This window comes from Paenibacillus bouchesdurhonensis (assembly GCF_900155685.1).
Lineage (GTDB): Bacteria > Bacillota > Bacilli > Paenibacillales > Paenibacillaceae > Fontibacillus > Fontibacillus bouchesdurhonensis.
This window is the reverse complement of the sequence record NZ_LT732548.1, coordinates 1,672,147-1,684,480: the sequence shown is the minus strand read 5'-3', so window position 1 is coordinate 1,684,480 and position 12,334 is coordinate 1,672,147. Positions and strand designations below refer to the sequence as shown.

Annotated in this window: 11 protein-coding genes; all 11 read right to left on the bottom strand. The window is 47.8% G+C overall.

What is annotated here, in order from left to right; all coding sequences use genetic code 11:
- Positions 1-35: 35 nt before the first annotated feature.
- Entirely contained in the window at positions 36-866 is an 831-nt protein-coding gene (locus CZ379_RS12100) for a hypothetical protein (RefSeq protein WP_110931847.1), read from the bottom strand.
- A 159-nt stretch (positions 867-1,025) separates the two neighbouring features.
- Positions 1,026-1,466: a disulfide oxidoreductase gene (locus CZ379_RS12095; protein ID WP_110931846.1), complete on the bottom strand. Its 441-nt coding sequence runs from the start codon at positions 1,464-1,466 to the stop codon at positions 1,026-1,028.
- Between the two features lie 2 nt (positions 1,467-1,468).
- Positions 1,469-2,197, bottom strand: a complete 729-nt coding sequence (locus tag CZ379_RS12090; RefSeq protein ID WP_110931845.1) for a DsbA family protein — start codon at positions 2,195-2,197, stop codon at positions 1,469-1,471.
- A 206-nt stretch (positions 2,198-2,403) separates the two neighbouring features.
- Positions 2,404-3,045 (bottom strand): 50S ribosomal protein L25, encoded by a 642-nt coding sequence (locus tag CZ379_RS12085; protein ID WP_110931844.1) that lies wholly within the window; start codon positions 3,043-3,045, stop codon positions 2,404-2,406.
- A gap of 212 nt (positions 3,046-3,257) precedes the next feature.
- Positions 3,258-4,973 (bottom strand): phosphoenolpyruvate--protein phosphotransferase, encoded by a 1,716-nt coding sequence (ptsP, locus tag CZ379_RS12080; protein ID WP_110931843.1) that lies wholly within the window; start codon positions 4,971-4,973, stop codon positions 3,258-3,260.
- On the bottom strand, positions 4,966-5,241 hold the full coding sequence (locus CZ379_RS12075; protein WP_110931842.1) for an HPr family phosphocarrier protein: 276 nt from the start codon (positions 5,239-5,241) through the stop codon (positions 4,966-4,968). Before CZ379_RS12075 ends, ptsP begins: the two co-directional genes overlap by 8 nt.
- Before the next feature lie 105 nt (positions 5,242-5,346).
- Positions 5,347-7,413: a glucose-specific PTS transporter subunit IIBC gene (gene ptsG / locus CZ379_RS12070; protein ID WP_110931841.1), complete on the bottom strand. Its 2,067-nt coding sequence runs from the start codon at positions 7,411-7,413 to the stop codon at positions 5,347-5,349.
- Between the two features lie 247 nt (positions 7,414-7,660).
- On the bottom strand, positions 7,661-8,503 hold the full coding sequence (gene glcT / locus CZ379_RS12065) for a glucose PTS transporter transcription antiterminator GlcT (RefSeq protein ID WP_110931840.1): 843 nt from the start codon (positions 8,501-8,503) through the stop codon (positions 7,661-7,663).
- A gap of 167 nt (positions 8,504-8,670) precedes the next feature.
- On the bottom strand, positions 8,671-10,263 hold the full coding sequence (locus tag CZ379_RS12060; protein WP_110934346.1) for a flotillin family protein: 1,593 nt from the start codon (positions 10,261-10,263) through the stop codon (positions 8,671-8,673).
- A gap of 15 nt (positions 10,264-10,278) precedes the next feature.
- Positions 10,279-10,821: an NfeD family membrane protein gene (locus CZ379_RS12055; RefSeq protein WP_110931839.1), complete on the bottom strand. Its 543-nt coding sequence runs from the start codon at positions 10,819-10,821 to the stop codon at positions 10,279-10,281.
- A gap of 210 nt (positions 10,822-11,031) precedes the next feature.
- Positions 11,032-12,195: an iron-containing alcohol dehydrogenase gene (locus tag CZ379_RS12050; RefSeq protein WP_110931838.1), complete on the bottom strand. Its 1,164-nt coding sequence runs from the start codon at positions 12,193-12,195 to the stop codon at positions 11,032-11,034.
- Positions 12,196-12,334: the final 139 nt, after the last annotated feature.

Genomic DNA, 12,334 nt, shown 5'->3' with positions numbered 1-12,334 from the left:
AGACCGCTCTCGCTAAGGTTATTAACAATATACAGCTATTTTGTTACGATGGAATTTAAAGTGGCATAGGCTAAAGGTACAAAGCCTTCCGTAGCTTCCCCATGCGGGATAATCAACTCAAAAGCATAACCTTGCCCGTCGATTTCTTTAACGATATATTGCTGAGTCAGATCGTTTCCGACAGCTTCCAGGAACACCGAGGTGTCTTTCATGAATCTATCCATGACATCGCTTTGCACTTCCTCTACCTGCCCGTTCTTTGACAGCTGTTTATTTGCCTCCGACAACAACTCATCTGTCTTATAGTCCGATGGCAGCTTAACAATTTTCACCTTGTAATTGGGGTCATAGTTCATACTCAATGTATCGGTCTTCGAATCAAATGTGAAAATATCAAACACATAAAGCGCATAGCCATTGCCTTCTGCTAAATTGGCATTCCGTGCTTCCTTCATTCCTTCAAGCTCTACTTCCAACTGTTTAGTAGCCGGCAACCCGACTGGCGAATCCGACTGTGACACCCTCACTAGTTTGGTAAGAAACAACTGCTTTAACGTATCCTCTCCGTCGATAGCTTTCTCTACGTATTCAAACTCAACCGATTCATTCGGAGCCAATCCCTCAGCTATAGCCGCTATCGAAGCGTCCATCTGAAATGCTGTCGGTTCGCCATTCACTACTATTTCTACCGAGTGATTATCCATCAGACCGACAAACTGGCCCGTTCCCTGTTTCGTCTCCTCAGCTTGCGCCGCCTCATCAGGGGGATTCGCCGGGCTATCCGTTTTACTGCAGGCTGTCAGCGACAAAGACAATGTAAGCAACACTGCTGCAAATAAAGTCATCATTCCTCTGCTCTTATTCATGATGCACCTCCACTTACAATAACGTTTCACGCTTTCAATTTGTTGCACTATCCATTACCCAGACGAAGCATCAGCCAACCGATGAGCGCTCCTCCTCATGCATCAGCACAAAAAGTGCCCTTCAGCCAATCCAAATGGCCGAGGGCACTCTATGAATTATTAATCTTGATTAGAGGAAGTTCTAGCAAGAAACAGACATACAGTAATTAATATAAATGCGATTAGAGCCATAAAAGGAATCGTCACAAACCCCCACCAATTCAAGTAATCAATGTTGCAAGGTATCCCTACTTTGCATGGCAATAGCTTCGCCAAACCCGGAATCTTTTGCTGAGCGTAATGATAGGTAGAGATAGTTCCTCCGATGATGCTGAGCGGAATGGTATAAACGAGAATCCTGCGGTCGTTACGAAACGCCGCCATTCCGAGCAGAATGGCCAGGGGGTACATAAAAATCCGCTGGAACCAGCAAAGCTTGCAGGGTTCGTAATATAGCACTTCACTTAAATACAAGCTGCCGGCAGTGGCCACCATGGATACTAGCCAAGCAAGATAAATGCCATATTCTCTGAAAAAAGAACGCACCGATCCTTGCGCCATCCTTATTCACCCTTTAACTCGTTTTCGATAAGCTCCTTAATCGCGGCGTAGTCTTCAAAATGGCCTTGATAAAGCTTTCCATTGATAAATAGGGACGGCGTTCCTCCGATTCTAAGCTGGTTAGCCATATTTCTATGCTCGTCCACTTCTTTCTGATACGTCTTCTCCTCGATATCCTTGCGAAGAAGCTCGTAATCGATGCCGATATTTTCCTTCTCAGCCAATTCTACCAGAAAATCAACTGTCGCCCATTGTGCACTCTCTTCCCCTTGATTCTTGTACAAGGCGTCGAAATAGCTCCAAAAAGCTTCATTGCTTTGATGATATACAGCTTGCGCCGCTAGAGCAGCCGTATCTGAATCAGAGCTGATAAACGGGAAGTTCATAAAATAAAAAGCTGCCTTGCCCTGATCTACATAATCGCTTTGGATTTGTGGCTTTACGAGCTCATTGAAGATGCTGCATGCCGGGCATTTATAGTCTCCGAATTCTACGATCTTGATCGGAGCGTTCGGATCTCCGAGCACTGGAAGGCTAGCATAATCGAATGTCGCCTCCGCTGCTGCTTCGTTCGAAGGCTTCGTCGGAATCACTAACACGATAATGCAAAGCGCCAGCAATATTCCAACCGTGGAAAACCAAATAATTTGTCTTGTCTTCTGTTTCTGCTTTTGCTTCGTTTGTTCCGTTTGGCGCTGTGCCAACGCAGGACTCTTTTTCTTCGGCGGCATGTCATCCCCACTTTCTTAAAATTTGCATAATCACATTATACAGTAGTAACTAACCTAGTTACAAAGGAATGTTTTATAGTATCTATTAATGGAATTATAATACATATCATGAATATATTATACCACTATATTTATACATGCCGCAGAACACGAAAAAAAAGACGATCCACTAGACCGTCTTCCTTTCAACCAGCTCAGTTATTACCCTATTCTTTATCTTCCGCAGCCTCAGCCGATTCCGGCTCCGAAGCAGGATCGGCCTCTGTATCGTTATCCGCCTCCGCCAAACGCGGCAACACGATAGAAGCCAGCAGCTCATCTTCTCCGCCGATCAACGTTATTCCCTCAGGCAGTTGGATATCGGCCGCAACCAGCTTGTCGCCGGTTCCCAGCGACGTCACATCCACTTCCAGCCCTCCCGGGAGCACGTCCGGCAAGCCTTCAATTTCGAGCTCTGTCGCTTGAACCTGCAATATTCCGCCGACTTTGGTTCCTTTCGCCGTCCCATTATAAATAATCGGCACCCTGACGCGAATCGGTTTATTTTTCGAAACCTTCTGAAAATCCACATGAAGGACTTTTCCGCTGCGCTGTTGGAATTCTTTTATCAAAACCGGAATGCCCTGGCCTCCATCGATCCGCAAGTCAAAAAACTCGGTGCGTCCCGTACGAGCCACTTTGACAAGTTGCTTCTCCTCTACGTAAACGGACTGGGCTTCCGTTCCTCCTCCATACACACTTGCGGGGATATGCCCCGATTTTCTCAATTGATTTAGTGAAGAGCGGGTAAACTCAGTTCTTTTTGCCACATCTAAGTACTGGGTCTGTTGATTCGTACTCTTGGTCATAAAGTAACACCCTCCTCAATGTAATGCATAACTTTAGCCACATTGTTATTTTACCCAAATTTGTACAAGTCCTAACGTCCCTCCGCGAAAGATGCGATACCATCACAAACGTTTGACCATTGAACAAAAAAAACCGGCGCAAAATGCGCCGGCTGTAATGAAACCCAAAAATGTTGGAAAAGTTAAAAGTTTACTTAATACTTGATTAACAATTATGACTGATTAATACCTTTAACAAGCTCTACAACTTCCTCAGCCGTGCCAAGCTGAAGTGCCTTTGCTGCCAGTTCCTGCATCTCGCTCTTGGAAAGCTTGGCGATTTGCGAACGGGCTGGCAGGATTGATGTAGCGCTCATACTGAACTCATCCAGCCCAAGTCCAAGCAGCAGCGGAATTGCTGTAGCGTCCCCTGCCATCTCGCCACACATTCCCACCCAACGTCCTTCTTTGTGAGCGGCGTCGATAACCATTTTTACTAAGCGCAAAATAGCTGGGTTATAAGGCTGGTACAAATATGAAACGCGCTCGTTCATCCGGTCGGCAGCCATCGTATACTGAATGAGATCGTTCGTGCCGATACTAAAGAAGTCGACTTCTTTAGCGAATTGATCAGCCAATACGGCTGTAGCAGGAATTTCCACCATGATGCCAATTTGAATATCTTCCGATACGGCTACACCCTCAGATACGAGCTTAGCCTTCTCTTCCAACAGCAAGGCTTTCGCTTGGCGGAACTCATCCAGGGTAGCAATCATAGGGAACATAATCCGCAAATTCCCGTACGTGCTAGCCCGCAGCAAGGCGCGAAGCTGTGTGCGGAAGATATCCGTCTGCTCCAGACAGAGACGAACGGCTCGGAAGCCAAGGAAAGGGTTCATTTCCTTTGGCAAATCCAGATAAGGCAGCTCTTTATCGCCGCCGATATCAAGCGTTCTTACAACTACGGGCTTGCCTTCCATTTTTTCAAGCACCGTCTTATAAGCGTTGAACTGCACTTCTTCCGAAGGGAGCTCCGTCCGCCCCATATAAAGGAACTCGGTGCGGTATAGACCTACGCCCTCACCGCCATTTTCAAGAACGCCCGTAACATCGTTCGGTGTTCCGATATTGGCAGCTAATTCCACGTGTACCCCGTCACGGGATACTGTCGGAACCTCACGCAGCTTCTTCCATTCTTCGATTTGTTGCAAATAAGCGTCGCGTTTGGCTGTATATTGCTCCACTACTTCGGCAGACGGGTTTACGATCACTGTACCGTCAAGCCCGTCTACAATAAGCAGGTCGCCATTGCTTACTTTACTTAGTACGTCTTTCGTTCCGACAACAGCCGGAATTTCCAAGGAACGAGCCATAATCGCAGAGTGAGAAGTACGGCCGCCGATGTTTGTCGTAAAGCCCTTAACGTATTTGCGGTTAAGCTGCGCTGTATCCGAAGGCGTCAGGTCTTCCGCTACCACGATAACCTCCTCGCTAATCTCTGCAGGATTCACATAGTTCAATCCAAGCAAGTGGGTCAGCACGCGCTTCGTTACGTCTTTCATATCAGCAGCCCGTTCACGAAGATAGTCGCTCTTCATATTTTCGAACATGGAGATAAACTGCTGTGCCGTTTCATTCAGCGCATACTCCGCGCTGACTTTCTCCGTATTAATTTTATCTCGTACCGGCGTAAGCAGCTCAGGATCATTCAGAATAAGCAAGTGCGATTCAAAAATCTCCGCCTTCTTCTCCCCCAGCTCTTGCTGCGTACGCGCCTTAATTGCTTCAAGCTCCTGCTGCGATTTCGATAAAGCTTCTTCCAGGCGAGTAATCTCAGCCGCAGTATCTTCGATCCCCCGGTGCTTTACCGTATAGTCAGGATGCTCCAGCTTGAATACCGGAGCAATCGCTACACCTGCCGATGCAGCAATCCCTTGAATATTAAGCATTCACTTCGCCTAACCCTTCATTGACCATTACATCAGTGAGCGCTTGAAGTGCTTCTGCGGCATTGTCTCCTTCAACAATGATCGTAATAAGATCACCTTGCTCAAGACCCAGGGATAGTACCCCCAGAATCGACTTCAAAGTTACTTTCTTGCCGTTCGCTTCCGCGAAAGCTTCCGCACCGCTGAATTTATTTGCTGTATTAACCAGCGCTGTTGCTGGGCGTGCGTGGATTCCGTCTTCGTCCGTAATTCTGAATACTCTTTCCATGTTAGTACATCTCGCTTTCTGCTTTGAATTTATGTTTATTATAACTCCCTCACCTCAAAAGTGGTCAACTTATTGAGATGAGGGATTCTGTAACCAATGCTGTGCTTACTTAATAGTAATAATGTCCCCTGTTCCGGCTTTCAATGTACCTGATCTATTCAAGGATACTGTAGAACCTTCCGGAAGATTGGAGAAAATAATCGGCGATATTAGGGATTTCGCATTTTCTTTTACATAGGCGATATCCACTTCCATAATCTGTTGTCCTGCCGCTACAATATCTCCTTCTTCCACAAGAACTTTAAATCCTTGTCCTTTCAGCTTCACCGTATTAACTCCAATATGCACCAGCACTTCCTTGCCCCCATCGGACAAAATACCGATGGCATGCTTGCTAGGGAACACATTGAACACTTTTCCGTTAACCGGCGAACAAATCATTCCTTCATTCGGCAGTATAGCAAACCCGTCACCTGTCATCTTTTCGGAAAATACAGGATCAGGAACTTCTGTGATACTCAAAATTTCGCCGCTTGCTGGCATAACGATTTCCTCTTCTATAATCGCTTTACCCTCTTGCATGGCTAGCTGCTCAACCTCGGCGGCTTTGTCTGCAGAAGCAGCTGGAGCAATCGCCGGGGTCTTACCCTCCATTATATCTCCAATTTGGGTTTTAATCGTATCAGATCTTGTGCCAAAAATGGCTTGAACGTTGTTGCCAACTTCAAGAACTCCAGAAGCACCCAATTTCTTCAGTCGATTCTTGTCCACTTCCGATTTCTCTTTCACCTCAACCCGAAGGCGGGTAATACAAGCATCCAAATGAACAATATTATCCTTTCCGCCCAGCGCGTCAAGTATGTTGTGCGGCAGTTCATCCTGCTTCACTTTAGATCCCGCTTCTTGTTCTCCACTGCCATCCTCAGTCGCATCATCCTCGCGGCCTGGTGTCTTAAGATTGAATTTGCGAATCACAAAGCGGAATCCGAAGTAGTAAATAACAGCAAGAATCAAGCCGACGATAATGACGTTCCACCAAGGTGTGCGCCCCGGAATTACCCCGAAAATCAAGAAGTCAATCAGACCGCCGGAGAATGTCATCCCGATTTTAACATCTAACAAATGCATTGTCATGAAGGACAAGCCTGCAAACACACAGTGTACAACGAACAATATCGGAGCAACGAACAAGAATGAGAATTCAAGCGGTTCAGTAATTCCCGTCAAAAAGGAAGTCAGTGCAGCCGATCCCATAATCCCGGCAACGAATTTCTTATGCTGGGGCTTAGCTTCATGATAGATAGCTAAAGCCGCTGCCGGCAACCCGAACATCATGAATGGGAATTTACCCGTCATGAATGTTCCCGCCGTAAAGCCAACGCCATCGCGAAGCTGCGCCATAAAGATTTTCTGGTCGCCGCGTATGATATCTCCGGCACTATTCACATATTCTCCAAACTCAAACCAGAACGGCGAATAGAAGATATGATGGAGACCAAATGGAATGAGTCCCCGTTCGATGATTCCAAAAATAAAGGCAGAAAGCGTACGGTTCTGCTCCAGCATAAAGTGGGAAACCGTATTAAGTCCGCTCTGAATCGGCGGCCAAATGACCACCATGACCAATCCAAGCAGCAAGGAAGTCGCTGCTGTCATAATCGGCACGAAACGTTTACCCGCAAAAAAACCTAGATAGGATGGCAGCTCGATTTTAAAGAATCGCTTATACATCGAAGCTGCAAGAACCCCTACTATAATCCCTCCGAACACCCCTGTCCCTAGTGTCGGGATACCAAGTATGCTAGCGTAAGCTGGATCTTCCCCAATCATCGATGGCGTAACTCCGATTACCGTTCCCATGGTCACATTCATGACCAAGTAACCAATAATCGCAGCAAGCCCTGCTACTCCATCTCCACCAGCAAGCCCTACGGCTACCCCGACGGCAAATAGCAGAGCTAGGTTTGTAAATACGATATCACCAGCATTCATCATCACTGTAGCAACCGCATTTACCGTGGCATTATCTAGAGCCGGAACGAGATTAAGAAAATCCGGGTTTACCAGCATGTTCCCGATTCCAAGCAGCAAACCAGCTGCTGGCAGCAGCGCTACTGGCAGCATTAACGCCTTGCCCACCCGCTGCAGCACGCCAAAAAAGCGTTTAAACATATCCATCCTCCTGTATGGTTTTTTCTCTCTATAGCGATTAAACAACAGCAAAAAGGCATGGGTCAATAAAAGATACCTATTGCATAGCTCTCCTACGGTTATAATACCCCGCATGGTAGCAATACAATCAAAGTACTTTAATCAACTCATGCCTGATCGAATCAGTTACACATTGTGATATGCTATTGTTGTTTATCGACTAGAGTATAACAAGAAGTTTGAATTAGTGTCAAGCTTCTATCGATAATCATTTATGATGAACCGTTAGACGATGCAAATGCATGGTTAAGTAACTGATCTCTGCCTGATAAACCGGCCTGTCCAGTCTCTCCTCCATGACCTTCGTCAATCTTCCGGCCAACTGATATAGCGCCGGATATTCCTGACTGAGCAGCGCTTCCAATTTCTCGACAACAGCAACTTTATCGCCGCGACGTACTCTTTCAATGGCAAATCTTAGATGAGTCAGCAGACGAGAATAATCCAAGGAATGACGAAGTATTCTTAGCTTCAGCTCTTCCTCTACTATACCCACTAAATCCGCAATCAGTTGCGTATGCTCCCGCACTTCGCTAACATGCCGATTCGTCATTGCGCTGTTGATATGAAGAGCGACAAAGCCAATTTCATCCTGGCCCAAGTCTATGCCTAATTTATCATGGATCAGTTCGATGGCGTATTCAGCCAGCTCGTACTCCATAGGGTATATCTCCCTTGTCTCGAACAAGAAGGGATTATGGATTGCAATATCCTGCTCCGCCCGCTTAATTGCAAACGAAATGTGATCAGTTAATGCAATGTGAATATGTTCATTCAGTTCTTTGCCGGTCTTCTGGGATATGTACATAATGATTTCCCCGATGACTTCGATTAAATTTTCGTCGATTTGAGGCACGAGCTGTTTGTATTGCTCTTGCTCCTGCTGGTTCGTCAGAATGAACATCTTCTCCACCGCACCCAGAGGAATAGAATCGCCCTGCTTGCGGTTAAATCCAATGCCTTTGCCAATGACAACGACCTCTCCATGCCCAGGATGGTTCGCTATGATTACATTGTTGTTCAACGCTTTGGCTACATGCAGCCTGCTCACATTTGCACCTCACTTGCTTACAAATTCCTTGCTTACGAATAATAAATTCTACCATAGTACGGCGCATTATAAAAGCGTCTCGCCTTCCGGCGGGACGCTTTGCAGCGTAACTTATGCACAAGTTACAGGTATTGCTTCTACTTGTCAAGGGTATCCATAATACCGCTTTAAGTGTTCTGTTCCGAAGAAGCGGCGCTCTCCTGAATGACCGGTGGCTTAGCTGTCGCTTTCGGCGATGGAGATGCCGGACCGGAAGGCGCTGTCTGGACTGATGCGGAGGTCGAAGCGGCCGGAGCAGGAGCTGCCGGCAGGGCTTTGCCTTGCGTCAAGCCTTTAATTAAGCGATCCAGCTCTATGCCGGATACGCTTTTTAACATTTCCGGGGCAGTAGCCATAAGCTCGGTAACATAGTTGCTTACCCGGGCTGCGCCTTCTCCTTTGCCAGTGTCAACGACGGTCAACTTGTCGATGGACGAAATAGGACCGGCAATTTTCTCTGCAAGCTCAGGCAGCATTTTTACAACGATATCAAGGATGGCAGCCTCGCCAAATTTCTGGAACGCCTCGGCGAGCTTCTCCTTCGCTTCCGCTTCTGCCAGCCCCCGGAGCCTGATAATTTCTGCATCAGCCGTACCTTTAGCACGCTCGGCATCGGCAATTGCCAAACCTTCAAGACGCTTCTGTTCTGCAGAAGCCTTTGCCTGCGTTTCGATGGAATACTGCACTGCATCGGCTTCACGCATTTTACGAGCCTTCTCTGCTTCCGCCGCTTGCTCTACTGCATAACGATCGGCATCGGCTTTCTTCTTCACTTCAGCGTCATACTGCTTTTGGCGTACCACAATTTCTTTATCCTGCAGGTCGATTTCGCGTTCTTTACGGACGAGTTCTACCTTCATTTGTTCTTCAACCATCGTCTGCTTCGCACGCGCTTCCTGGATATGATAGGCCTGGTCGGCTTCCGCCTTCGCCGTGTCCTGCTCCTTCTTAAAGGAAGCGACCTTCAGTTCCTTCTCCTTGGAGGCTTCCGCAATATTCGTATCGCGAAGCAGCTCCGCCTTCTGACCGGACTCCTCTGCTAGTGCCTTTTGAATCCGCGAATCCCTAACCGCTTCGGCTTCAGCAATCTCGGCGTCCCGTTTAACCGCCGCAATGCGCGGCTTACCTAGAGCCTCCAGATAGCCGTGCTTGTCGCGGACATCTTTTATCGTAAAGGAAACGATCTGCAGCCCCATCTTCTTCAAATCCCGGGCAGCGACGCCCTGAACTTCCTGTGCGAACTTATCCCGGTTGCGGTAGACCTCCTCTACGGTCATCGATCCGAGAATCGAGCGTAGATGCCCTTCCAATACTTCCTGGGCCTCCCCTTTTAACGATTCAATCGGCTTGCCCATGAATTGCTCTGCAGCAGTAGCTACGTCCTCTACAGAACTGCCTACCTTGATAATCGCAACCCCGTCCGCCGATACCGGGACACCTTGCTCAGTATATACCTCTGGAGTCATGACATCCAGCTTATGGGACAGCAATGACATGAACTCCGCCTTTTGAAAAATCGGCCAAATGAACGCCCCGCCGCCGCGTACGATTTTAATTTTTCGGCCTGTTTCGTCATCCGAAATATTTTTGCTCCCTAGGAAGGAACCTGTAACGATCATCGCCTCATCCGGGCTCACCGTCTTATACCTTGCCCAGAAAGCGAGGCCAAGCACAACAATTACGGCTAGAACTATAATCGGAATTAATAAGAAATCAGGAATACCTTCGAATAACAATCACACCATCTCCTTTTCTTGTCCATTCTCATAAAGCCTGGATACCTGCACGACGCCGTCTTTCGAATCGACGACGACGACAAGCGTGCCTGCCGGTATTTCCGTGTTGTCCCAACTGGATGCAATATGTAGCGTATTTCCAGCCACGAAATTGACCATGATTTCCCCAAAGCCCGACTCTGGAATCGGCACGGTCACTTCCCCCAGCTTGCCCGGAAGTTCGGCTACGGAGAAACCTGTTGAGTTCTCGCTGTTATCCATCGGTTTCACGTAGGCAAAGTAAATGACAACCGACATAAACAAAGCGATCAGAGTCGCAATTAGAATGACAACTGCGGAACCAAGGCCAGTATAACGAACCAGCAGCACGCCAGCTCCTCCAAACGTAGTGACTGCGGACGCCAAAATAATGGGCTTCAAAAAATCAAGCGCTAAAATGTCGAATATACCATCCAGCCAACTGCCAACAATATCTCCCACGATGACGCTTAACAGCGCGAATACGGCTCCGCCAAGCAAACAGCTCCAGAACATGGCCTCCATTCGCCGTCCCTCCTTCCTGGGTGTGTATATATTTAGTATTACGTAGCAAGAAGTGGTTTCGTTTCGTTCATTTGGCAACGAATCGAAGACAATGCGGGGAAATTCCAGAATGCCGAGCAAAGGAACCTCTCATTCCTCTTACTCGGCTTGTTCCGAAATATTATATTGTTACGTCAGCACAGGTTAATTCGCAACCTTACTCGACCTTCATTACAGCGAACGGCGGTAAATTGCCAGAACGTCCTCTTTTTCCAGCTTCGCAAAATTACCAAACGCCCCGAACCGCATCGCTTTATCAGCCATAGCCTCAAGCTTGCTCTCATCGATATCGTAATCCGCAAGCCGGCTTGGCGCGCCAATCGAGTTCCAGAATGCGCGCAGCGCCGCAATCCCTTCCTCAGCTGCCTGCTGATCGCTCTTACCGCTTGGGTCAACGCCGAACACCTTCACGGCCAGACGCTTGAAGCGGGCTACGTCATGGCGCATATTGTGGCTCATCCAGTTCGGGAACAGGATCGCGAGGCCGCCTCCATGTGGTATATCGTAGACGGCGGAAACGGCATGCTCGATGTTATGAGTCGCCCAATCACCCGAAAGTCCCATATTCAGCACTCCATTTAGTGCCATTGTGCCACATAGCAAAATCGTCTCCCGATGGTCGAAGCTTTCCAAATCCTCGAGCAGCTTAGGCGCCGTCTCAATGACAGTACGCAGCAGCGCCTCGCAGAATTCATCCTGCAGGAGCGTATTGCTCTCCTTATGAAAATAATGCTCGAACACGTGAGACATAATATCCACAATGCCGTATACCGTCTGATCTTTCGGCAGAGTAAACGTGTTCTCTGGATCAAGAATCGAAAAGACCGGATATACGAGCGGGCTTCCCCATCCCAGCTTCTCCTCGGTCGCTTCGTTGGAAATAACCGAGTTACCGTTCATTTCCGATCCGGTAGCTGCCATCGTCAGCACCGTTCCTAGCGGAAGCGCAGCCTGAGGAACCGCCTTATGCTCGGCAAAGTCCCACATATCACCATCATACTTAGCACCCGCAGCTATCGCCTTGGCACAGTCCAGAACGCTGCCTCCGCCTACGGCAAGAACCAGCTCCACCCCCTTTGTCTTGCATAAATCTACGCCGCGATGAACCGTGGACAAACGTGGGTTAGGCTCTACACCGGGGAGCTCCGTGATCTCTGCTCCGATCTCCTTAAGCTGGTCTATCACCTGATCATAAAGCCCATTGCGCTTAATGCTGCCTCCGCCATACACCAACAATACTTTGCTGCCGTATTTAGGAACCTCTGTCCTCAAAGCTGTTAACTGACCTTTGCCAAAAATAAGCCTAGTCGGATTATGGAATTGAAAAGAGTTCATGCAACATGCCTCCCTAATTAGTTGTCCTCAAGTGTTGTGTCCCTTAAATTATGTACTGCACTTTAAATTATACTCTTCTAACTATAAGGAAACAATCGGCTTACTTTTGGTGAGCTTAGCAGGCTCCTATGACATTCCT